Below are 21,426 nucleotides of genomic sequence, written 5' to 3'. Positions count from 1 at the left end.
GTCGGCGCGGGGCGACCCGCGCCTTCAGCCGCGCTGCAAGCGTGCTTCGCTGATATCCAGATCGCGCAGGATCTCTCCGAGCAGATCGTCGTCCACCTGGTGCTCGCGGCGCAGGCGGTACAGTTCGAGACGTTGGGCCCGCAGGGCCTCCAGACGCAGACGCTGCTCCAGCTCATCCATCTGCCGCATCCGTGTCCGCGCCTCGCCGGAGCTGTCCTGCTCCAGCTGCTGGCGGTACTCGGCCATGATCTTGGCCTTGACCTCGGTCGCCAGGGCCATTCCCTCCGCATCCAGCGAAGCATCCTCGGCCTGCGCCTCCAGGGCACGGATCGCCGCCTCGACGGTCCTCGCCCAATGCCGCTGCCGCTCGCTCAGGCGGGCATCCTCGTTGTCCGGCGGCAGGCCTGCAAGCAGGCGAGGCAGGCCGACGCTGGCGGCCAGCAGCGACAGCAGGATTACCCCGGCGGCGATGAAGATCAGCAGATCCCGTTCGGGGAAGGCTTCTCCGTTACCCAACAGCGGCAGCGAGAGGACACCGGCGAGAGTCACCGCGCCGCGCACCCCGCCGAGCGACAGCAACGCGGCCAGCCGAATCGGCGACTGGCCGTCGACCGCACTGGGAAGGCCGCGCCAGTGGCGCAGCGCGCTGGAGATCCGCCAATAGCCGTACATCCACAGAAAGCGCAGCGACAGCAGGATGAAGAATACCGCCAGCACGTAGAACGCCAGCTGGCAAGCGGTCAGCCAGACGCTCCCCTGCGCCCCTCTGGCCGCGGCTTTGACGATGTCTGGTAATTGCAGGCCGAGCAGCAGGAAGATCAGCCCGTTGAAGGTGAACTCGAGCAGATGCCAGACGCTGCGATTGAGCAGGCGCGTGGTGGTCTGCCGCGGCAGCAGATCGAGCCGACTCTGTACCATGCCCGCCGCCACCGCCGACAGGATGCCCGACACGCCGAGATGCTCGGCCAGTACGTAGGCGGCGAACGGCAGCAGCAGCATGAACATCACGTGAGGCGCCGGGTCCTCCCAGCCGCGGGCGATCATCCAGGCCCGCACGCGGCTCAGCGTATAGCCGAGCGCGACGCCGACCAGCAGCCCGCCGAGCGCCACCAGGACGAATTTCAGACTGGCATCGGCCAGGGAGAAAATGCCGGTCAGTGCAGCGGCCACGGCGAACTTGAACGCCACCAGGCCCGAGGCGTCATTCATCAGCGCCTCGCCCTGGAGGATGTTCATCAGCGTGCGCGGCAGCCGATTGCGGGCGATCGCCGACACCGCCACCGCATCGGTGGGCGAGAGCACCGCTGCCAGGGCGAAGGCGACGGCCAGCGGCACATCCGCCAGCAGCAGATGGATCAGCCAGCCGGCGACCAATACGGTGAACAGCACCAGAGCGAAGGCTAGCAGCAGGATGGGGGTGCGCAGGCGGCGGAATTCGCCCTTGGGCATGCGCCAGCCGTCGACGAACAGCAACGGCGGGATGAAGAGCAGGAGGAATAGCTCCGGGTCGAGCCGCACGTGCAGGCCGAGGGCCGGCAGCGCCAGCAGGGCGCCGCTGAGAATCTGGATGATCGGCAGCGGAACGGGCAAGAACTGCGCAGCGATACGCGTGCCGCCGACGACCAGCAGCATGATCAGAATGGTATGGAGAAGTTGCATCGAGGGAAAGGGAACTGCCTGGGTCGTCCCCAGTTTACCTCCGGGAGCAATCGCAACGAGAACCGTCATCCGGTTTTTTTAAACAAGTGGCATAATTCCCCGTCATCCCCTCCGACGGCTCAGACAGACAATGACTGACGGCATTCCGGTCCTCTATGGCATCAAGGCCTGCGATACCATGAAGAAAGCCCGCACCTGGCTCGACCAGCAGGGCGTGACCTACCGCTTCCATGACTACAAGAGCGCCGGCATCGACCGCGCCTCCCTGGAGAAATGGTGCGCCGAGCATGGCTGGCAGACCGTGCTGAACCGCGCCGGCACCACCTTCCGCAAACTGGACGACGCCCAGAAGGCCGACCTCGATCAGGCCAAGGCCATCGACCTGATGCTGGCCGCGCCCTCGATGATCAAGCGCCCGGTCCTCGACCTCGGCGATCGCACCCTGATCGGCTTCAAGCCGGAACTCTATTCCACGGTGCTGGCCTGAGCCGGCGCCATTCGAATCAGCAACAAGGAATCACCCATGTCCACTACCCTGTTCAGCCTGGCCTTCGGTATAGGCACCCAGAACCGCCAGGGCGCCTGGCTGGAAGTCTATTACGCGCAACCGCTGCACGAGCCGTCGGCCGAACTGGTCGCCGCAGTCGCGCCGATCCTCGGTTATACCGACGGCAATCAGGCGATCGCCATCAGCAACGACCAGGCCACCCTGCTGGCCAACGCCGTGAAAGGCATCGACCCGGCCCAGGCCGCCCTGCTCACCCGCCTGGCAGAGAGCCACAAGCCTCTGGTGGCCACCGTGCTGGCCGAGGACGCGGCGCTGACCTCCACCCCCGAGGCCTATCTCAAGCTGCACCTGCTGTCCCACCGCCTGGTCAAGCCGCACGGACAGAACCTGGCCGGCATCTTCCCGCTGCTGCCCAACGTGGCCTGGACCAGTCACGGCGCCATCGACCTCGCCGAGCTGCCCGAGCGCCAGCTGGAGGCACGTCTGAAGGGCGAGCTGCTGGAAGTCTTCTCCGTGGACAAGTTCCCGAAGATGACCGACTACGTCGTGCCGAGCGGCGTGCGCATCGCCGACACGGCGCGTATCCGCCTGGGCGCCTACGTGGGTGAAGGCACCACCGTGATGCACGAGGGCTTCATCAACTTCAACGCCGGCACCGCGGGCCCGGGCATGATCGAGGGCCGCGTGTCCGCCGGCGTGTTCGTTGGCAAGGGCTCGGACCTGGGCGGCGGCTGCTCGACCATGGGCACCCTGTCCGGCGGCGGCAACATCGTCATCTCGGTGGGCGAAGGCTGCCTGATCGGTGCTAATGCCGGCATCGGCATCCCGCTGGGCGACCGCAACACCGTGGAATCCGGCCTGTACGTCACCGCCGGCACCAAGGTGAACCTGCTCGACGAGCAGAACCAGTTGGTCAGGGTGGTCAAGGCCCGCGACCTGGCCGGCCAGCCCGACCTGCTGTTCCGCCGCAACTCGCAGACCGGCGCGGTGGAGTGCAAGACCCACAAGTCGGCCATCGAGCTGAACGAGGCGCTGCACGCGCACAATTGAGTCGCAGTGCCCGAACGTAGGAGCCAGCTTGCTGGCGATGTGCCCGATCAGCCTGGATCGCAGGCAAGCTCGCTCCTACACTGGACTGCGCCACTCCGAACAGCGATCGCCGGCGCCCCCGCCGGCCTCCTTCATCAACAGCAGCGCCGACCATGTCCCTCTCCTCTCCCTGGCGCGCCGACTTCCCGGCCTTCGCCGCCTTCAGTGAAAGCTGCCAGACCTACCTGGACAGCGCCGCCACCGCGCAGAAGCCGCAGGCGGTGTTGGACGCCCTGCTCGACTACTACGCCGGCGGCGCCGCCAACGTGCACCGCGCCCAGCACGCGCCCGGCGAACGTGCCACTCTGGCCTTCGAGGGGGCCCGAGCGAAGATCGCCGCCTGGCTGAACGCCGAGAGCGCCAGCCAGATCGTCTTCACCCGCGGCGCCACCGAATCCCTCAACCTACTGGCGTACGGCCTGGAGGTGGAATTCCGGCCCGGCGAGCAGATCGTCATCAGCGCCTTGGAACACCACGCCAACCTGCTGCCCTGGCAGCAGCTGGCGCAACGGCGCAACCTGGAGCTGGTGGTGTTGCCGCTGGACGCCGCCGGCGATATCGACCTCGAACAGGCCGAACGCCTGATCAGCCCACGCACCCGCCTGCTCGCCGTCAGCCAGCTGTCCAACGTTCTCGGTCGCTGGCAGCCACTGGCGCCGCTCTTGGCCATGGCCCGCACCCAGGGTGCGCTGACCGTGGTCGACGGCGCCCAGGGTGTGGTCCACGGCCGTCATGACCTCGACGCGCTGGGTTGCGACTTCTACGTGTTCTCCGGGCACAAGCTCTATGGCCCGGACGGCATCGGCGTGCTCTACGGCCGAAGCGAGGCGCTTTCGCGCCTGCACCACTGGCAGTTCGGCGGCGAGATGGTGGCACAGGCCGACTACCACAGCGCCCGCTTCCGTCCGGCACCGCTCGGTTTCGAGGCCGGCACCCCGGCGATCGGCACGGCCATCGGCCTGGGCGCCGCGCTGGATTACCTCGACGGCCTGGATGGCGATGCGCTGGCCGCCCACGAGGCTGCCCTGCACGCTCGCCTGCTCGCCGGTCTGCGCCGCTTCGACGGTCTGCACCTGCTGGGCGAGCCGCAGATCGCCCTGGCGAGCTTCGTGGTCGAAGGGGTGCACAACGCGGACCTGTCCCACCTGCTCAGCGAGCAGGGCATCGCCGTGCGTGCCGGCCAGCACTGCGCCATGCCGCTGCTGCGCCGCCTCGGCCTGCCGGGGGCAGTGCGGGTGTCGCTGGGACTCTACAGCGAAGGGGATGACCTGGAGCGCTTCTTCGCCGCCCTGAACTACGCCCTGGAGCTATTGCGATGAGCCTGCCGCAAACTGCCGCCGAGGCCCTCGACGCCTTCGACCAGTGCCATGGCTGGGAACAGCGTGCCCGGCTGCTGATGCAATGGGGCGAACGCCTGGCGTCGCTGAGCGAAGCCGAGCGCTGCGAGGGCAACCGGGTGCAGGGCTGCGAGAGTCAGGTCTGGCTCATAGGCGAGCTGCGGGACGACCGCTGGCGGTTCCGCGCCGCGAGCGACGCCCGGCTACTGCGGGGCCTGCTGGCGCTACTGATAGCACGGGTCGACGACCTGAATGCCGGGGAGCTGGCGGCGGTGGATGTCGCCGACTGGTTCGCCCGGCTCGGCCTGTCCCGCCAGCTCTCGCCTTCGCGCAGCAACGGCCTGAACGCCGTGCTGCAGCGGATGCGCGAGCTGATCGCGCAGCACCGCTAGGACACTGGAGCGATTCGCGCCGGCCCGGCGCGAACATCAAGCCTCCAGACTCGTGCGCTCCGCTGGTCGCCGGGCCCCGGCGACCAGCTTGTCCACCGCCTTCGCCGCCGCAGCCATGCCGAAACTGGCGGTGACCATCATCACGGCACCGAAACCGCCGGCGCAGTCCAGCTTCACCCCCTCGCCGACGAAGCCCTTGTTCTGGCACACCGTGCCGTCCGGTTTGGGATAGCGCAGCTGTTCGGCGGAAAATACGCAGGGTACGCTGTAGTGGCGGCCTGGGGTGCGGGAAAAACCGTAGTCGCGCCGCAGGGTCGAACGCACCTTGGCGGCCAGCGGATCGTTGAAGGTCTTGTTCAGGTCGGTGATCTGGATCTGCGTCGGATCGATCTGCCCGCCGGCCCCGCCGGTGGTGACGATGCCGATCTTGCGCCGCTTGCACCAGGCGATCAGCGCCGCCTTGGCCGCCACGCTGTCGATGCAGTCGACGACGAAGTCCAGCCCCTCGGTGATGTAGTCGGCCATGGTTTCGCGGGTGACGAAGTCGGCGACTGCGTGCACCCGGCAGGCCGGGTTAATGGCGCGGATGCGCTCGGCCATCGCCTCCACCTTCGGCCGGCCCACCGCCCCTTCCAGGGCATGGATCTGGCGGTTGGTGTTGGTGATGCAGACATCGTCCAGATCGAACAGGGAAATCTCCCCGACCCCGCTGCGTGCCAGCGCCTCCGCCGCCCAGGAGCCGACCCCGCCGATACCGACCACCGCGACGTGCGCCGCGGCGAGCCGGGCCAGGCCATCCCGGCCGTACAGGCGGGCGATTCCACCGAAACGCAGATCTTCAGTACTCATGAGCATACCCTCGCTAGGGCGCGCATTATCGGCCCGAACGCCGACGGATAGAAGCGCTGCTCGGCAATCCCCATACCGAGTCAGGATTAGCCCGCCGAACTTCTCTGGCGGCATATTGCCCAACGCGAGAAAGCCCGCGTCGAACGGGCTGGCATGAATCCAACGCGGGGGCAGGCTGCAGGAGAAGGTCTCGCTGGCTCCACCGGCCTCCCCGTTCCACCTCTCGGAACCCATGCACCCATGTCATCGCGCAAATTCGGACTCAACCTCGTGGTGGTGGTGGCGGTGGCAGCGCTGTTCACCGGTTTCTGGGCGCTCTACAACCTGCCGGTCAGCGCGCCGGACTGGCCCGACCAGATCTCCGGCTACTCCTTCTCACCGTTCCGTCCCGGACAGAACCCGCAGGAGAACGTCTACCCCAGCGACGAGGAAATCCGCTCCGACCTGGAGCTGCTCAGCCGCCAGACCAACAACATCCGCACCTATTCGGTCGCCGGGACCCAGGCCGACATACCGCGGCTGGCCGAGGAGTTCGGCATGCGAGTGACGCTCGGGGTGTGGATCAGCGGCGATATCGAGCGCAACGAGCAGGAAATCGCCAAGGCCATCGAGCTGGCCAACGGCTCGCGCAGCGTGGTGCGGGTCACGGTCGGCAACGAGGCGCTGTTTCGCGAGGAAATCCCCCCGGAGGCCCTGATCGCCTACATCGATCGGGTTCGGGCGGCGGTCAAGGTCCCGGTGACCACCTCGGAACAATGGCACATCTGGGAGCAATACCCGCAGCTCGCCCGGCATGTCGACCTGATCGCCGCGCACATCCTGCCTTACTGGGAGTTCGTGCCGATGAAGGACTCGACCAAGTTCGTTCTCGACCGTGCCCGCGACCTGAAGAAGCTCTTCCCGAAGAAACCGCTGCTGCTTTCCGAAGTCGGCTGGCCGAGCAACGGCCGCACCCGCGGCGGCGCCGAAGCCTCCCCGGCGAACCAGGCGATCTATCTGCGCACCCTGGTCAACGCCCTCAACGCCCAGGGCTACAACTACTTCGTGATCGAGGCCTTCGACCAGCCCTGGAAAACCGACGACGAAGGCTCCGTGGGCGCCTACTGGGGCGTCTACAACTTCCAGCGCCAGCCCAAGTTCGCCTTCGAGGGGCCGGTGGTGGCCATCCCCCAATGGCGCCTGCTGGCCATCGGCTCGGTAGTGCTCGCCCTCCTGGCCCTGGCCCTGCTGCTGATCGACAGCAGCTCGCTGAGCCAGCGCGGCCGGACCTTCCTGACCTTCGTCGCCTTCGCCTGCGGCTCGATCCTGGTCTGGATCGGCTACGACTACAGCCAGCAGTACAGCACCTGGTTCAGCGTCACCGTCGGCTGCCTACTCGCCCTCGGCGCGCTCGGCGTGTTCATCGTGCTGCTCACCGAAGCCCACGAACTGGCCGAGACGGTATGGATGCTCAAGCGTCGCCGCCCCTTCCCACCGGTCACCGCCGACCTGGCCTTCCGGCCCAAGGTTTCGGTGCACGTGCCCTGCTACAACGAGCCGCCGGAGATGGTCAAGCAGACCCTGGACGCCCTCGCCCGCCTGGATTACCCGGATTACGAGGTGCTGGTGATCGACAACAACACCAAGGACCCGGCGGTCTGGAAGCCCCTCGAAGAACACTGCGCGCGCCTCGGCCCGCGCTTTCGGTTCTTCCATGTCGCCCCGCTGGCCGGCTTCAAGGGTGGCGCGCTCAACTATGTGTTGAAGCACACCGCATCCAACGCCGAGGTGATCGCGGTGATCGATTCCGATTACTGTGTCGAGCGCGACTGGCTCAAGCACATGGTGCCGCACTTCGCCGATCCGCAGATCGCCGTGGTGCAATCGCCGCAGGATTACCGCGACGACCGTGAGACTGCCTTCAAGAAGCTCTGCTACGCCGAATACAAGGGGTTCTTCCACATCGGCATGATCACCCGCAACGACCGCGATGCCATCATCCAGCACGGCACCATGACCATGATCCGGCGCTCGGTGATGGACGAACTGGGCTGGGCCGACTGGTGCATCACCGAGGATGCCGAGCTGGGTCTGCGCGTCTTCGAGAAGGGGCTTTCCGCGGCCTATTCGGAGCGCAGCTATGGCAAGGGGCTGATGCCGGACACCTTCATCGACTTCAAGAAGCAGCGCTTCCGCTGGGCCTACGGCGCCATCCAGATCATGAAGAGGCATGCCCGGAGCCTGCTGCTGGGCCAGGGCAGCCACCTGACCCGCGGCCAGCGCTACCACTTCGTCGCCGGCTGGCTGCCCTGGATCGCCGACGGGATGAACATCTTCTTCACCATCGGTGCCCTGCTCTGGTCGGCGGCGATGATCATCGTGCCGCAGCGGGTCGATCCGCCGCTGCTGATCTTCGCCATCCCGCCCCTGGCGCTGTTCGCCTTCAAGGTCGGCAAGATCCTCTTCCTCTATCGACGCGCAGTAGGGGTGGATCTGAAGGACGCCCTTTTTGCCGCCATCGCCGGTCTGGCGCTGTCGCACACCATCGCCAAGGCAGTGCTGTTCGGCTTCTTCACCAGCAGCATTCCGTTCTTCCGCACCCCGAAGATGGCCGCCAATCATGGCGTCCTATTGGCCATCGCCGAAGCCCGCGAGGAGGTTTTCGTCATGCTTCTGCTGTGGGGGGCCGCTGCGGGAATCGCCTTGGTGCAAGGATTCCCGAGCGCGGACGTGATCTTCTGGGTAGTGGTCCTGCTGGTCCAGTCGCTTCCCTACCTGGCCGCTCTGGTCATGGCTCTGCTCTCCTCGCGTCCCAGGCCGAAAGAGGAAACGGCAGCAGCTGTTCCGGTCTGAAACTGGACGAACGAAAAAGGGGCTGCCGGTTGGCAGCCCCTTTCGCATCATGCACCCCCGATCAGACGACCATGAAATCGGCAGTGCTCAGGCTAACAGCACCAATCTGGGCGATCTCCACCGCCGCACCGAGACCGGAGCCGTCGGCATCGAAGGACAGGATGCCGGTATTGGCGTCGAAGAGCAGATAGTCATCGGCATCCACTGCACTCACCGCCCCTACCGAACTGTCCCCGATCACCAGGTTGCCGGCCTGAACGCCGCCTAGGGCGGTCAGCGGAGCGAATACGGAGGCGTCCAGCACCAGCAGATCACTGCCGCTGGCAAAGTCGACGAGAGTATCGAGTCCACCTTCACCCAGGTTATCAAAGACGAAGAAATCATCCCCCAGGCCACCAATCAGAGTATCAGCCCCAAGACCACCCACAAGGATATCCGAACCAGATTTGCCATCCAGCAAGTTATTGCCGCTATTGCCATAGAGCTCATTCTCAGCAGCGTTACCAATGCCGGCGATGTTCATATCGATAGCAGTTTCGCTGAGGATGAGATTCTCAACATTGCCCAGCTTCGCTAGGCTATAGGAGAAAGTTGAAACTATGGTGTCCTCTGTTCCCTGGCCGCTCTTTTCGATGACCTTGTCTTTGGCTGTATCGACAAAGTAAAGATCGTTACCGGCGCCCCCGACCATATTATCTGCATCACCGCCGCCATCAATTACATCGTCGCCATTACCGCCGACGATATTGTCTTTACCAGCTTCACCAAAAATCCAATCGTCGCCGTCACCACCATTCAGGCTGTCGTTACCAGCACCAGCGAGAATGAAATCAGCACCGGCGCCCGCGCTCACGTTGTCATTACCAGCACCGGCGTCAATCGAATCCCATCCACTTCCCGTGACGACCCTATCGTTACCATCAGCAGCCAGAACGATATTGTCACCATCACCAGCCAGAATATTGTCGTTACCTATTCCTGCATCGATGATATCGTCCCCAAAACCAGCGAGGACTTTATCGTTGCCACTTCCTGCAAAGATCGCATTATCGCCATCGCCTGCAAGAATGTTGTCATTACCACTACCAGCGTCGATGTAATCGTTTCCATAGTCCGCGCTAATTCTATCGTTGCCGGCACCGCCTAGAATCGTGTCATTACCACCTTTGCCAGCGAGCTGATCGTTGCCCTCTCCACCATCGAGCACATTGTCAAAAGCATTGCCGACAATGGAATCACTGCCCTTTGAGCCAATCACATTCTCGATATTGAAGAGCACATCGTTACCTTCCCCTTTGGCGGCTCCAGTAGATAGGTTAACCGCTACTCTCTTGGTGCCGCTGGACGAGTAATCGACGGTATCCAACAGGCCCTCGCCGCCATCTATTACATCATTGCCAGCCCCACCGACGAAGACATCGGTACCGGAAGTGCCAATCAAGATATCGGCACCAGTCGTACCCAGAACCTCCGTGAAGCCGCCATAGGCAGAAAGCCAGGTATAAATCTGGCTGTCATGCAGAGTGCTGTTGACCTTCCCATTGCTCATTTCTGCCATGATTAGCTTTGCTCCTACTTAATATGGACTGACAGCCGGACAAGAATACGTGTGCCCACATACAGAAAAGCGGAACTAGCTCTCAGAAAGCCGGCCAAGAGCCAGGTATCGGAGTTCAGCTATTCCCTTTCGTATGTACTTCTGGGGCTCTTGAGGCTTTATCGGCCAGGCCAATTCGCCCTTGAGAAAACATCCCCATAAAGAAAAAAGGGGGGGCTGCCATCCGGCAGCCCCCCCTTTTTGCCTGGGGCAAGTGCGATCAGACCACCACGAAGTCGGTGGCGCTCAGGCTCGCAACACCCACCTGGGCGATCTCCACAGCCGCACCGAGACCGGAGCCGTCGGCATCGAAGGACAGGATGCCGGTATTGGCGTCGAAGAGCAGATAGTCATCGGCATCCGCTGCACTCACCGCCCCTACCGAACTGTCCCCGATCACCAGGTTGCCGGCCTGAACGCCGCCCAGAGCGGTCAGCGGAGCGAATACGGTGGAGTCCAGTTGCAGCAGGTCGCTACCGCTGGTGAAGTCTTTGATGGTATCGATACCGCCGACGCCCAGGTTGTCGAACACGAAGGTATCGTTGCCGGCACCGCCGATCAGGGTATCGGCCCCCAGGCCGCCGACCAGGATGTCGTTACCGGCCAGGCCATCCAGCACGTTGTCGCCACTGTTGCCGACCAGCACGTTGTCGCTGGCGTTGCCGGTAGCATTGATGTCGGCGTCGCCGCTGAGGGTGAGGTTCTCGACATTGGCCAGCTTGGCCAGGCTGTAGGAGAAGCTGGAAACCACGGTGTCTTCACCCTCACCGGCTTTCTCCACCACCCGGTCCTTGAGGGTATCGACATAGTAGGTGTCGTTGCCGAGACCGCCCGACAGGTTGTCCGCATCGCTACCGCCGTCGAGGATGTCGTCGCCGTCGCCACCGATCAGGTTGTCCTTGCCAGCCTCGCCGTACAACCAGTCGTTGCCGGCATCGCCGGTTACCCGGTCGTTACCGGCACCGGCGTAGACGGTGTCGTCCCCGGCGCCAGCGGTTACGTTGTCATTGCCGTCGTCGGCATGGATCAGATCCTCGCCTGCGCCGGAAACAACCCGATCGTTACCCGCACCGGCATAGATTTCGTTGTCGCCGTCGCCGGCGGCGATGTTGTCGTTGCCGACGCCCGCATCGATGTAATCGTTGCCCAGACCGGCCACGATCCTGTCGTTGCCCACGCCAGCATAGATATCGTTGTCGCCATCGCCGGCGTTGATGTTGTCGTTGCCGACGCCCGCATCGATGTAATCGTTGCCGAAGCCGGCGACGATGCTGTCGTTACCGGCACCGCCATAGAGGGTGTCGTTGCCGCCGTTGCCGACCAGCTTATCGTTGCCGTTACCGCCGTCGAGCATGTTGTCACTGGCACTTCCGGTGATGGAGTCGCTACCCTTGGAACCGATCACGTTCTCGATGTTGATCAGCGTATCGTTGCCTTCGCCCTTGGCGGTTCCGGCAACCAGGTCGACCGTTACCTTCTTGGCGCTGCCCGACGAGTAGTCGACGGTATCGAACAGGCCTTCGCCGCCATCCATCACGTCATCACCGGCTCCACCAACGAAAACGTCGTTGGTAACGCTAGTCAATAAGGGATCGGCATAAGTCAAGGTATCGGCACCGGTCGTGCCCAGGACCTGGTTGTAACCACCGTTGGCAGTGAGCCAATCGTAGATCGGGCTGTCGCCCTGAGGGGCGTTGACCTTGCCGTTACCGATGACATTGCCTTTGGAACTGCCTTTTGACGACATAATTGCCTCTACTGCTGTCATGACGAAAAATGATTGAGAAAGATACGCGGGCTTTAGCGCCCGAAAGCAGAACCAACTCTCATAAAGCTACGGGCGCGGCAGGTATTGGAGAAGGGTGTGAAATTACTCACGTGGTCATGCGCCCTGCTTGGGAACGACGGCATAATGGTCGCTTAAGACCTTGATTTACCGACAAAGTTCAGACTTTGCTTTAACATACGAACGTAAGGTTTTGTCCGATCCTGCTCCGGAGCCCTCATGACTACCCTATCCCCGACCCTCGAGCTGGCCTGCGAGCTGATCCGCCGGGCTTCCGTCACCCCTCTGGACGAGGGCTGCCAGGATCTGATGATGCAGCGTCTGGCAGCGGCCGGTTTCGGTGTCGAACGGATGCGCATCGAAGACGTGGAGAACTTCTGGGCCCGCCGCGGTGGGGAGGGTCCGGTACTCTGTTTCGCCGGGCATACGGATGTAGTGCCGACCGGCCCGCTGAACGCCTGGCAGCACCCGCCGTTCGAAGCGCGGATCGATGCCGAGGGCATGCTCTGCGGCCGCGGGGCAGCGGACATGAAGGGCAGTCTGGCGGCGATGATCGTGGCGGTGGAGCGCTTCGTCGCCGACCATCCACGACACAAGGGCGCCCTCGCCTTTCTGATCACCAGCGACGAGGAAGGGCCGGCCCTGCATGGCACCCAGGCGGTGGTGGAGCGCTTGGCCGAACGCCGCGAGCGGCTGGATTGGTGCATCGTCGGCGAACCGTCGAGCACCTCTCAGGTCGGCGATATCGTCAAAAACGGCCGGCGCGGCTCGCTCAACGGCAGCCTGCGCATCCGCGGCAAGCAGGGTCACGTGGCCTATCCGCACTTGGCGCAGAACCCGATCCATCTGGCCGCACCGGCGCTGGCCGAATTGGCGGCCGAGCACTGGGACGCCGGCAACGCCTTCTTCCCGCCGACCAGCTTCCAGATCTCCAATATCAGCGCCGGAACCGGCGCCACCAATGTGATTCCCGGCGAGCTGAGCGCGCTGTTCAACTTCCGCTTCTCCACCGAGTCCAGTGTCGAGGACTTACAACGGCGCGTCGCGGCGATCCTCGACAAGCACGGGCTCGACTGGCAGATCGACTGGTCGCTGTCCGGCCTGCCGTTCCTCACCGAGCCGGGCGCGCTGCTGGATGCGGTATCCGCCAGCATCCGCGCCGTGACCGGCCGCGACACCACGCCCTCGACCAGCGGCGGCACCTCCGACGGGCGCTTCATCGCCACCCTCGGCACCCAGGTCGTCGAGCTCGGTCCGGTCAACGCCACCATCCACCAGATCAACGAACGGGTGCTGGCCAGCGATCTGGACCTGCTCACGGAAATCTATTACCAGACGATGGTTCGCCTGTTGGCCGAGTAACCCATGCTTATCTGCCCGATCTGCAGCGAGGCGCTGCACCAGCTGGACAATGGCGTGCAATGCCCCCAGGGCCATCGTTTCGACCGTGCGCGCCAGGGCTATCTGAACCTGCTCCCGGTACAGCACAAGAAAAGCCGCGATCCTGGCGACAACGCCGCCATGGTCGAGGCACGCCGGCGCTTTCTCGATGCCGGGCACTATGCTCCCCTCGCCCGGCGCCTGGCCGAACTGGCCGCCGAACGATCGCCCTCGCGCTGGCTGGACATCGGCTGCGGCGAGGGCTACTACACCGCCAGGCTCGCCGAGGCCCTGCCGGCTGCCGATGGCTATGCCCTCGACATCTCCCGCGAAGCGGTCAAGCGTGCCTGTCGCCGGGCGCCGCAACTGACCTGGCTGGTCGCGAGCATGGCCCGGATACCGCTGGCCGACGCCAGCTGCGACCTCCTGGCCAGCGTTTTCAGCCCTCTGGACTGGCAGGAGGCCAGCCGCCTGCTCGCCCCCGGAGGCGGCCTGCTGCGCATGGGACCGACCCGCGAGCACCTGCTGGAGCTGCGCGGCCGGTTGTATGACGAGGTCCGCGACTACGACGACGAGAAGCACCTGGCACTGATTCCACCCGGGATGCAACTGGCCCACAGCGAAACCCTGTGCTATCCGTTGCAGCTGGACAGCGCCGAGGCGCGCGCCGATCTGCTGGCGATGACTCCCCATGGCTGGCGGGCCAATGCCGAACGACGCGCCAAAGTGATCGAGGAGTCATTCGAAGTCAGGGTAGCCATACGCTACGATTGGATCGTCAAACTCTAGAGCCCAATACCCATGCGCCAACCCGATGTCGAGATCTACCTCAAGGACAGCGATCAGCAGGCCGTCAGCGACTGGCTGAACGCGGCGCTCGGTTCCTGCACGCCCTGGCTGCAGAAGGGCCAGACCTTCAAATGCGCGACCGCCAACGGCGCACCGGTGACCTGGCTGCCCAATGCCGTGGGCAAGTGGCACTGCCTGCTCATCGAAAGCGAGGAAACGCCCTGGGAGGACGATCTGGCCTTCGCCCGCGCCGCCCACGCCGCACTGGGCGTCGAGATCCGCTGTGCGCCGGGCGGCTGGCAGGAGGAAGAGGGCGAAGAGGACGCCGATCGCTGGATCAAGATCAACCGCGAAGGCGAACAGGAATTCATCTGGCGGACCGCCTGAAGTGGCCCATGAAGCCGGGCGAGCGATCGGCAGTGGGAGTTCCGCACAAAAACGAAAAGGCCCGTCGATGACGGGCCTTTTCGTTTTTTAACTTCACACCCTGGAGACGTCTTCCGCCTGCAAGCCTTTCTGGCCCTGGATCACCGAGAACTCCACCTTCTGACCTTCGATCAGGGAGCGATGACCTTCGCCGCGGATGGCGCGGTAATGGACGAACACGTCCGGGCCGCTCTCGCGCTGAATGAATCCATAGCCTTTGGCATCATTGAACCACTTGACGGTTCCGACCTCACGATCTGCCATTACCACACTCTCCAACATGCAATTTTATTTTTTCTGCCCTACCAAGGCACCGTCAGGGGCCGAGGAACGTTCTTGTCTCCAATCAGCCTGGGGATAAGAAGGCGCATCCTTGGAACCACCGTTCTACCCGAGTATAAAGCAAGTCTCATTTCGGGAAAGGACTTTTTTCCAAAGCTGAGAAATGGCTCTAGAACGGGCATTCCCGTCAATTTACGGGCCTTTTCGAGACAAATCCCGACGCCCCGTTTCTCTACATTTTTCTATCGCCATTTACCCGGCGATAGCCCCAAGCGGCCTGCGAGAGACCTGACGATCTACCTTCGACTCCTCCGCCGCCACAACCAGGCCGCCAGCACTGCGAGCGTGAGAACCAGCGGAATCAAGACGATATTGAGAAGTTTCAGGGTGCGCCCGAGGGCCTCGATATCGGCATTGAGCTGATAACGGACCTCGCGCAGTTCCTTGCGGATGCGCAGCTTCTCCTGCAGGAACTGCTGCACGGTCGCCTGCTGCTCGGGCGTCAACTCCAGTGCCTTGGACGGGTCCTCGCCGCGCTGCAGGGCTGCGAGCTTCTGCTCGGTGTCGGCCAGCCGCTGCTGGAGCACCTGTTCCTTGGCGCGGAAGCGGACTTCGGCATCACGCTGCAAGGCCTCGACCACCTCGAACGGACGGCTGAACCGGCCACGCGAGCGCACGCTGATCAACGCATCGGAGCCGGCCAGATTGTCCAGTGCATTGACCGCGAAGCCGCCGTTGTCGGCGAAGGGCTGCGGGATGCGCTGCCCGAAGAAGTCCTGCACCTGCACCCACATGCGGTCGGTCAGCAGATCGGTGTCGGCGACCACGATCAGGTTGACGTTCTCCGCCTCCCTGAGCCCGTCCTTGCGTCCTTCGATACCGTTCGGGAAGGCCGATTTCACCGGGCCGCTGATGCGGGCGGCAATGGCGTAACGCTCGCCGGTCGGCTGCAGCTCGCGGATCAGCGCCTCCGGATCGTCGAGCGCCTCGAGCCGTGCGGCGTCGAACGGCATGGCGTAGCGGGAGCTGCGGATCAGCGGCAAGAAGCGGGTACTGGCGCGCTCCAGCGGTTCGAGAATGCCGGCGCTGGCGACGGTCAGACTTTCCAGCCCGGCGGTGCTGACGTCCTGCTGGTCCAGAGCCTCGGCCGGCAGGTCGAGCCAGGCGGCGTGACGGACGGGCCGCTGGCCCGGCCCCATGCCGACGGTCATGGCGTAGGCTCCGTCGCCGAGCACCTCGCCGGGGCGCAGACGCAGCCCCCAGGCCTTGAACAGCGGTTCGAGATCCGAGGACCTGCCCTCCCCCCCCTCGCCGGACAGCATGCCCGCACCGCTATCCGCTTCGCTGAACGGGTCGACGAAGGCCAGCAGCTTGCCGCCGCGCAGGACGAACTGGTCGATGGCGTAAAGCGTCTGCTCCGGCAGGTTCTTCGGGTGCACCAGCAACAGCACCGAGACATCCTCGGGGATCTGGTCGATGCCGGACTCCAGGCTCTCGATGTGGAACAGCTGGCGGATTTCCTCCATCACCATCCACGGCGGCGTCGGTTGGCCCGACGCCATATCGAAACCGCCGTTCATCTGCAGCCCGGAGAGCACGCCGACGACCGGCAACTGGGGATGGGCCAGACTGTGCACCAGACGGCTGATCTCGTACTCGAGGAACTCCTCCTGATCCAAGGGGAAGAACGGCACGACCTGGCGGTCGCCCTCCGCGTTGGTCCCGGCCAGACCGAAGTAGACCTGCTCGCCCGTCTGGTTCAGCGGCACCGCCTGCAGACCGAATTCGGCGGCCTTGTCCTCGTCCTCGGAGAAGGGTTCGGGGTCGACGATGTGCAGTCTGAGCTTGCCGTCCGCGGCGCGCTGGTAGGCCTTGAGTATCTCCTCGACCCGGCGGGCGTAGTTGCGCAGCTGCGCCAGATCCCTGGTGGCCTTGTCCGAGTAGAAGAAGTAGAGGTCGATCGGCTGATCCAGCCCTTCGAGGATGCGCCCGGTCCCCTCCGAGAGGGTGTAGAGCTTCTGCTCGGTCAGATCCAGACGGGCGTTGCCGAACAGCTGGCCGGACAGGATGTTGAAGGCGAGAAAGGCCAGGGCGATGAGCAGCAGCCCGGCACCGGAATGGAGGATCTTCTTCATGTCAGTCGGCCTTCTTCAGATCGACCACCACCACGGTGGCGGCCAGCCAGGCGGCGATCAGGGAGAGGAAGTAGAGCAGGTCGCGCAGGTCGACCACGCCCTTGCTGATGGCATCGAAGCGGACCAGGAAGCTCAGCGAGGCCACCGCATCCAGCAGCCATTGCGGCGCCCAGGCGCTGAAGGCGTCCAGCACCAGCGGAAAGCCGCTGACGATGAACAGGAAGCACAGGCAGACCGCGAGGATGAAGGCGATCACCTGGTTCTTCGCCAGCGCCGACATGCACGACCCGATCGCCAGGTAGGCGCCGGCCAGCAGCCAACTGCCGAGATAGCCGGTGGCGATGGCGCCGTTGTCCGGCTCGCCCAAGTAGTTGACGGTGAGCACCATGGGAAAGGTCAGCAGCAGGGCCAGCCCGGCGAACACCCAGGCGGCGAGGAATTTGCCGGCGACCACCTCGAAGCGGCCGATCGGCAGGGTCATCAGCAGTTCGATGGTCCCGGACTTGCGCTCCTCCGCCCACAGGCGCATGGCCAGCGCCGGCACGAGGAACAGGTAGAGCCAGGGATGGAAGTTGAAGAAGGGCGTCAGGCTGGCCTGATTGCTCTCGAAGAAGCCGCCCAGGTAGAAGGTGAACACCCCGGAGAGGACCAGGAAGATGACGATGAACACGTAGGCCAGCGGGGTAGCGAAATAGCTGCCCAGCTCGCGCTTGAAGACTGCCGGTAGCTGCCTCATGCCGCGTCCCCCCGGGTCAGGGTGCGGAACACCTCGTCGAGGCGGCCGCGCTCCACGTCCAGTTCGCGCACTTGCCAGCCGCGCTGATGGATCAGCGCGTTGACCTGCGGGAAGATCACCTCGCCCGGCCTGGCCAGCACGGTCAGGCTGCCCTCCAAGGCATTGCGCTCGACCCCCGCGACGCCCGGCAGCGCCGCCAGCGCCGCCTGGTCGAGCGCCTCACCCCCGACCAGAGTCACCGCCTGGTGGTAGCGCGAGCGGCTTTCCAGCTCCAGTGGCGTGCCGTCGGCGACCAGCCTGCCGGCGGCGATGACCACCGCGCGGGAACACACCGCCGAGACCTCCTCGAGGATGTGGGTGGAGATGATGATGATCCGGTCTTGGGACAGGCTCCGGATCAGCTCGCGCACCTGGTGCTTCTGGTTCGGATCGAGGCCATCGGTGGGCTCGTCGAGGATCAGCACCGGCGGCTCGTGAAGGATCGCCTGGGCCAGACCGACGCGACGCTTGAAACCCTTGGACAGGGTCTCGATGGTCTGACCGAGGACTCTCTCCAGCTCCAGCCGGGCCACCGCTGCGTCGATCCGCCGCCGCCTCTCGGCGCCACGGTAGCCGCGCACCTCGGCGATGAAGCCGAGGAAACCGCGCACGCTCATGTCGCCGTAGCAGGGCGCTCCCTCCGGCAGATAGCCGATCTGCCGCTGGGCCTTGCGCGTCTGCCGCAGGATGTCGAAGCCGAGAATGCTCGCGGTGCCGGAGCTCGGAGCCAGGAAGCCGGTGAGCATCTTCATGGTGGTGGACTTGCCGGCCCCGTTGGGACCGAGAAAGCCCAGCACCTCGCCCCGCCGAACGCGGAAGGACAGACCGTCCACCGCCGTATGCTGCGCAAAGCGCTTGGTCAGATTCTGAATCTCGATCATGAACTCTCATCCGTGCGTTAAAGCCCGCGCGCCGGCGGGGATGCAGCCGGCAGCCTGAGCCTCATCCAGTCCGTTCGGCGGGCGAAAGCCTGAGCGATCCAGGCCTGGAGACAAGATTGCGAGGTACTCTATCGCCCGGAGCTGCCCGCCCGGCACCATGCGCGACCGCCTGCAACGGACAGAGGAATGCCGGCGGACTATAAGAACTCCCTCGGCCGCCTGGCAAGGCGGGGCGCCCTGCCCTTCGCGGCCTATGCCTTCAGCGCCTTCAATGCATAGATATCGTAGCGGCTGGACTTGCCATCCAGACTGTAGCCGGGCTTGGGCCCGTCGATGATCGGCGCCTTGCGCGGGCGCTTGACCACCACCCGGTGGCTGGCGAGGACCAGAGCGGCCTCGAGCAGCGCGGGAGCATCCATATCGTCGCCCACCAGCGGGCGGAACAGGCGCATTTCCTTCTTCACCAGCGCGCTCTTGTCGCGGTGGGGGAACATCGGATCGAGGTAGATCACCTGGGGCGGCTCGCCCTGCCAGCGGCGCATCAGCTCGATGGCGTCGCCCTGCAGCAGGCGCATGCGCGCGACGATGGGGCCGACCTCCACATCCCAGGCGGCGCGCACCAGACCGTCCTCGAGCAGCGCGGCGATCAGCGGCTGGCGCTCGATCAGGGTCGTCTCGCAGCCCAGGCAGGCGAGGACGAAGGCATCCCGCCCGAGCCCGGCGGTGGCATCGAGCACCCGCGGCCGCACGCCCGGCTGCACTCCCACCGCCTTGGCGATCATCTGTCCACTGCCGCCGCCGAACAGACGCCGATGCGCCACCGCGCCCTCGACGAAATCGACCCGCACCGGCCCAGGCGCCTGCGGCCCCAGCTCGGCCAGTTGCAGGCCCGACTCGGCCAGCTGCAGGGCGAAGTCCGCCGCTCCCTCCTGCGCGAGCCCCAACCGCTGCGCCCAGTGCGCGGCATCCCCGGCGAGGGCCGGGGTCAGGGCCTCGACCCGCACGCGTACCGCGGAAGTCTCATCGATCATCGAAAGCGCTCACAAGATTCTCTCGGGGCGCGCATTGTGCCAGCGCCGACGAGGTTTCACACCCGGCCGAGACAGCGCCAGGATGGGAATCATCGACACAGCCGCCAGGCCCCCATGCCCACGTGAAGGTGGTCGCGGTGGGCCTCGTTGTAGTCCGGCCCGAGCACGATATTGAAGTAACGGCAGGCAGCGCCGTGGACCAGTCGCAGGAAGCGCGCCCGCTCGCCGTCGCCCGCCCAGTCGCGGGCCAGGGTGATGCGTCGGCCGTCGCGCAGGCGGAAACCGGCGATATCCAGAGCGTTGGCACCGGCATGCTGGCTGCGCCGGTCGCTGCGGGCGATGTTGCGGCAGGCGAAGCTGCCGAAATGCTCGACCTTCACCACCAGCTGGCCGAAGACCTGCTCGGCAGCCGTCTGCAGGCCATGCCGCTCGAACAGCGCATAGGCTACGGCCAGCGGGCAGGTAGCGCTGAAGTCGGCATTGAAGGCGACGTGGGAGGACTGCAGGCGCACGGCGTTCTCGATCCGGCAACCCGGTTGCGGATGGCTGTCGGGCAGAGGGACATAACGCAGCGAGGAAGTGGCCAGCGCCGCGGCGCAACGCTTGGGGTCGTACGCCAGCCGCCACTGCTTGAAAGAGGTGAGCAGATTCGGCGGCTCGCGCACATCCAGCGGCGCCCAGGGATTCCAGCGCGGCGGAATATCCAGCCAGCCGCACCGGAGGGCGACGACCGGAGCGACCGGCAGGGCGATCAGCAAGAGCCAGCGAACGACTTTCATGCTCTATGGGCAACCGAAACCTGGCTTGGTTGCGCCGAGTGCCTAGAGCAGATCCAGCTGCGGCCTGTCGTCGGCGACCTCCGCCAGGGCCGGTAGCCCCGGCAGGCGAGTTCGCAACTGCTCGTGGAAGCGCCGGGCCAGATCCGGAGCCAGCACGTTGTCCGGAGTATGCAGGAAGACGTAGGGACGCCTGCCCTCCTCGATCCAGGCGGCGACCTTGTCCAGCCAGGGCGCCATGAACGGATCGTTGGCCGCCAGCTCGGGATGGCCGATGAAACGCACCTGGGGAAAATCGGTGAAGGCCGCCGGGCGCGGCGGCAACCTCGGCTTCTTGGCCTGGGCATGGCGCACGGCCGGCGTGTCGGCAGGACAGCTGAACAGCGCCCGGGAGTCCAGGCACAGACGCTCGACGCCGGCGTCGCGCAGCAGACGGTTCAGCCCCCGTTCCTCCTCGCCGCGCTGGAAGAACGCCGGATGGCGCACCTCCACCGCCAGCGGGCGCGGCAGTTGCCCGATGAACCAGGCCAACTCGCCGAGGCGCGCCGGCCCGAAGCTGGCCGGCAGCTGCAGCCAGAGCGGCGCGACCCGCTCGCCCAAGGGCGCCAGCAGCGCGAGGAAGGCCTCGCTGGCCGTCAGTTGCTGACGCAGATCCGCCGAATGGCTGATATCCCGGGGCAGCTTGGCGCAGAAGCGGAATTCCGCCGGCATGCGCTGAGCCCAGCGCTGCACGGTGTCGGGCGAGGGCTGGGCATAGAAGGTGGTGTTGCCTTCCACGGCATTGAAGACTTGGGCATACAGCCCGAGGTAATCGCCTGCCGGCGCCCCCTGGGGATAGAGCCGACCACGCCAGGCCGCATCGCTCCAGGAGGGACAGCCCAGGTAATACGGCAGCTTCACGG

The 21,426-nt window shown here is 65.0% G+C and carries 19 protein-coding genes; 8 read left to right on the top strand and 11 right to left on the bottom strand.

Annotation, left to right across the window (positions count from 1 at the left end; all coding sequences use genetic code 11):
* Positions 1–24 precede the first annotated feature (24 nt).
* Positions 25–1,659, bottom strand: a complete 1,635-nt coding sequence (locus tag ACFOJE_RS01325) for a Na+/H+ antiporter (protein ID WP_377812421.1) — start codon at positions 1,657–1,659, stop codon at positions 25–27.
* 130 nt (positions 1,660–1,789) lie between these two features.
* Here ACFOJE_RS01325 and ACFOJE_RS01320 point away from each other — a divergent pair, with 130 nt between their 5' ends.
* The 4 genes from ACFOJE_RS01320 to ACFOJE_RS01305 all read left to right on the top strand — a co-directional run bounded on the left by ACFOJE_RS01320 (position 1,790) and on the right by ACFOJE_RS01305 (position 4,985).
* On the top strand, positions 1,790–2,146 hold the full coding sequence (locus tag ACFOJE_RS01320) for an ArsC family reductase (protein WP_377812420.1): 357 nt from the start codon (positions 1,790–1,792) through the stop codon (positions 2,144–2,146).
* A gap of 36 nt (positions 2,147–2,182) precedes the next feature.
* The gene (dapD, locus tag ACFOJE_RS01315) at positions 2,183–3,217 is read left to right on the top strand and encodes a 2,3,4,5-tetrahydropyridine-2,6-dicarboxylate N-succinyltransferase (protein ID WP_377812419.1); all 1,035 of its coding nucleotides are present in this window, start codon (positions 2,183–2,185) and stop codon (positions 3,215–3,217) included.
* Between the two features lie 152 nt (positions 3,218–3,369).
* Positions 3,370–4,575 carry an aminotransferase class V-fold PLP-dependent enzyme gene (locus tag ACFOJE_RS01310; RefSeq protein ID WP_377812418.1) on the top strand — a complete coding sequence of 402 codons (1,206 nt, stop codon included), beginning with the start codon at positions 3,370–3,372 and terminating at the stop codon, positions 4,573–4,575.
* The gene (locus ACFOJE_RS01305; RefSeq protein WP_377812417.1) at positions 4,572–4,985 is read left to right on the top strand and encodes a SufE family protein; all 414 of its coding nucleotides are present in this window, start codon (positions 4,572–4,574) and stop codon (positions 4,983–4,985) included. Before ACFOJE_RS01310 ends, ACFOJE_RS01305 begins: the two co-directional genes overlap by 4 nt.
* A 36-nt stretch (positions 4,986–5,021) precedes the next feature.
* Here ACFOJE_RS01305 and tcdA read toward each other — a convergent pair whose 3' ends face one another.
* On the bottom strand, positions 5,022–5,834 hold the full coding sequence (tcdA, locus tag ACFOJE_RS01300) for a tRNA cyclic N6-threonylcarbamoyladenosine(37) synthase TcdA (protein WP_377812416.1): 813 nt from the start codon (positions 5,832–5,834) through the stop codon (positions 5,022–5,024).
* A 240-nt stretch (positions 5,835–6,074) separates the two neighbouring features.
* Between tcdA and ACFOJE_RS01295 the strand changes: the two genes are divergently transcribed.
* A complete protein-coding gene (locus tag ACFOJE_RS01295; RefSeq protein ID WP_377812415.1) occupies positions 6,075–8,666 on the top strand; it encodes a glycosyltransferase in 2,592 nt (863 codons plus the stop codon).
* Positions 8,667–8,727: 61 nt separating this feature from the next.
* Here the strand turns inward: ACFOJE_RS01295 and ACFOJE_RS01290 are convergent, their stop codons facing one another.
* Together ACFOJE_RS01290 and ACFOJE_RS01285 are read right to left on the bottom strand one after the other, a co-directional pair.
* Positions 8,728–10,224 carry a calcium-binding protein gene (locus tag ACFOJE_RS01290; protein WP_377812414.1) on the bottom strand — a complete coding sequence of 499 codons (1,497 nt, stop codon included), beginning with the start codon at positions 10,222–10,224 and terminating at the stop codon, positions 8,728–8,730.
* Between the two features lie 259 nt (positions 10,225–10,483).
* Positions 10,484–12,010 (bottom strand): calcium-binding protein, encoded by a 1,527-nt coding sequence (locus ACFOJE_RS01285; protein WP_377812413.1) that lies wholly within the window; start codon positions 12,008–12,010, stop codon positions 10,484–10,486.
* Between the two features lie 258 nt (positions 12,011–12,268).
* Between ACFOJE_RS01285 and dapE the strand changes: the two genes are divergently transcribed.
* The 3 genes from dapE to ACFOJE_RS01270 are packed head-to-tail and all read left to right on the top strand — an operon-like array spanning position 12,269 to position 14,605.
* A complete protein-coding gene (gene dapE / locus ACFOJE_RS01280; RefSeq protein WP_377812412.1) occupies positions 12,269–13,411 on the top strand; it encodes a succinyl-diaminopimelate desuccinylase in 1,143 nt (380 codons plus the stop codon).
* A gap of 3 nt (positions 13,412–13,414) precedes the next feature.
* The gene (locus ACFOJE_RS01275; protein ID WP_377812411.1) at positions 13,415–14,218 is read left to right on the top strand and encodes a putative RNA methyltransferase; all 804 of its coding nucleotides are present in this window, start codon (positions 13,415–13,417) and stop codon (positions 14,216–14,218) included.
* Between the two features lie 12 nt (positions 14,219–14,230).
* Complete coding sequence (locus tag ACFOJE_RS01270; RefSeq protein WP_377812410.1) at positions 14,231–14,605, top strand: hypothetical protein; 375 nt, start codon at positions 14,231–14,233, stop codon at positions 14,603–14,605.
* Positions 14,606–14,698: 93 nt separating this feature from the next.
* On the opposite strand, the gene ACFOJE_RS01265 is transcribed toward ACFOJE_RS01270, so the two are convergent.
* The 7 genes from ACFOJE_RS01265 to ACFOJE_RS01235 form a co-directional block, all read right to left on the bottom strand.
* Complete coding sequence (locus tag ACFOJE_RS01265; RefSeq protein WP_039802587.1) at positions 14,699–14,908, bottom strand: cold-shock protein; 210 nt, start codon at positions 14,906–14,908, stop codon at positions 14,699–14,701.
* Between the two features lie 314 nt (positions 14,909–15,222).
* Entirely contained in the window at positions 15,223–17,061 is a 1,839-nt protein-coding gene (locus tag ACFOJE_RS01260; protein WP_377812409.1) for a GldG family protein, read from the bottom strand.
* 1 nt (position 17,062) lies between these two features.
* Positions 17,063–17,797, bottom strand: coding sequence for an ABC transporter permease subunit (locus ACFOJE_RS01255; RefSeq protein ID WP_377812408.1), 735 nt, complete (start codon positions 17,795–17,797; stop codon positions 17,063–17,065).
* Positions 17,794–18,717 (bottom strand): ABC transporter ATP-binding protein, encoded by a 924-nt coding sequence (locus tag ACFOJE_RS01250; RefSeq protein ID WP_377812407.1) that lies wholly within the window; start codon positions 18,715–18,717, stop codon positions 17,794–17,796. Before ACFOJE_RS01250 ends, ACFOJE_RS01255 begins: the two co-directional genes overlap by 4 nt.
* Positions 18,718–18,968: 251 nt before the next feature.
* Entirely contained in the window at positions 18,969–19,748 is a 780-nt protein-coding gene (locus ACFOJE_RS01245; RefSeq protein ID WP_377812406.1) for a class I SAM-dependent methyltransferase, read from the bottom strand.
* Positions 19,749–19,837: 89 nt separating this feature from the next.
* On the bottom strand, positions 19,838–20,527 hold the full coding sequence (locus ACFOJE_RS01240; RefSeq protein ID WP_377812405.1) for an extensin-like domain-containing protein: 690 nt from the start codon (positions 20,525–20,527) through the stop codon (positions 19,838–19,840).
* 42 nt (positions 20,528–20,569) lie between these two features.
* Positions 20,570–21,424: a DUF72 domain-containing protein gene (locus ACFOJE_RS01235; protein ID WP_377812404.1), complete on the bottom strand. Its 855-nt coding sequence runs from the start codon at positions 21,422–21,424 to the stop codon at positions 20,570–20,572.
* Between the last annotated feature and the right edge of the window lie 2 nt (positions 21,425–21,426).

The organism is Azotobacter bryophylli, assembly GCF_042643485.1.
GTDB classification, from domain to species: Bacteria; Pseudomonadota; Gammaproteobacteria; order Pseudomonadales; family Pseudomonadaceae; genus Azotobacter; species Azotobacter bryophylli.
The sequence above is the reverse complement of the archived record's forward strand: the minus strand, read 5'-3'. Positions and strand labels throughout refer to the sequence as shown.

Excerpts from the sequence above, each read along its gene's own strand:
- ACFOJE_RS01240 (WP_377812405.1), bottom strand. The coding sequence starts at position 20,527 with ATGAAAGTCGTTCGCTGGCTCTTGCTGATCGCCCTGCCGGTCGCTCCG.
- ACFOJE_RS01290 (WP_377812414.1), bottom strand. The coding sequence starts at position 10,224 with ATGGCAGAAATGAGCAATGGGAAGGTCAACAGCACTCTGCATGACAGC.
- ACFOJE_RS01245 (WP_377812406.1), bottom strand. The coding sequence starts at position 19,748 with ATGATCGATGAGACTTCCGCGGTACGCGTGCGGGTCGAGGCCCTGACC.
- ACFOJE_RS01310 (WP_377812418.1), top strand. The coding sequence starts at position 3,370 with ATGTCCCTCTCCTCTCCCTGGCGCGCCGACTTCCCGGCCTTCGCCGCC.
- ACFOJE_RS01260 (WP_377812409.1), bottom strand. The coding sequence starts at position 17,061 with ATGAAGAAGATCCTCCATTCCGGTGCCGGGCTGCTGCTCATCGCCCTG.
- ACFOJE_RS01305 (WP_377812417.1), top strand. The coding sequence starts at position 4,572 with ATGAGCCTGCCGCAAACTGCCGCCGAGGCCCTCGACGCCTTCGACCAG.
- ACFOJE_RS01295 (WP_377812415.1), top strand. The coding sequence starts at position 6,075 with ATGTCATCGCGCAAATTCGGACTCAACCTCGTGGTGGTGGTGGCGGTG.
- ACFOJE_RS01255 (WP_377812408.1), bottom strand. The coding sequence starts at position 17,797 with ATGAGGCAGCTACCGGCAGTCTTCAAGCGCGAGCTGGGCAGCTATTTC.
- ACFOJE_RS01250 (WP_377812407.1), bottom strand. The coding sequence starts at position 18,717 with ATGATCGAGATTCAGAATCTGACCAAGCGCTTTGCGCAGCATACGGCG.
- dapE (WP_377812412.1), top strand. The coding sequence starts at position 12,269 with ATGACTACCCTATCCCCGACCCTCGAGCTGGCCTGCGAGCTGATCCGC.
- tcdA (WP_377812416.1), bottom strand. The coding sequence starts at position 5,834 with ATGAGTACTGAAGATCTGCGTTTCGGTGGAATCGCCCGCCTGTACGGC.
- ACFOJE_RS01325 (WP_377812421.1), bottom strand. The coding sequence starts at position 1,659 with ATGCAACTTCTCCATACCATTCTGATCATGCTGCTGGTCGTCGGCGGC.
- ACFOJE_RS01270 (WP_377812410.1), top strand. The coding sequence starts at position 14,231 with ATGCGCCAACCCGATGTCGAGATCTACCTCAAGGACAGCGATCAGCAG.
- ACFOJE_RS01285 (WP_377812413.1), bottom strand. The coding sequence starts at position 12,010 with ATGTCGTCAAAAGGCAGTTCCAAAGGCAATGTCATCGGTAACGGCAAG.
- ACFOJE_RS01275 (WP_377812411.1), top strand. The coding sequence starts at position 13,415 with ATGCTTATCTGCCCGATCTGCAGCGAGGCGCTGCACCAGCTGGACAAT.
- ACFOJE_RS01265 (WP_039802587.1), bottom strand. The coding sequence starts at position 14,908 with ATGGCAGATCGTGAGGTCGGAACCGTCAAGTGGTTCAATGATGCCAAA.
- dapD (WP_377812419.1), top strand. The coding sequence starts at position 2,183 with ATGTCCACTACCCTGTTCAGCCTGGCCTTCGGTATAGGCACCCAGAAC.
- ACFOJE_RS01320 (WP_377812420.1), top strand. The coding sequence starts at position 1,790 with ATGACTGACGGCATTCCGGTCCTCTATGGCATCAAGGCCTGCGATACC.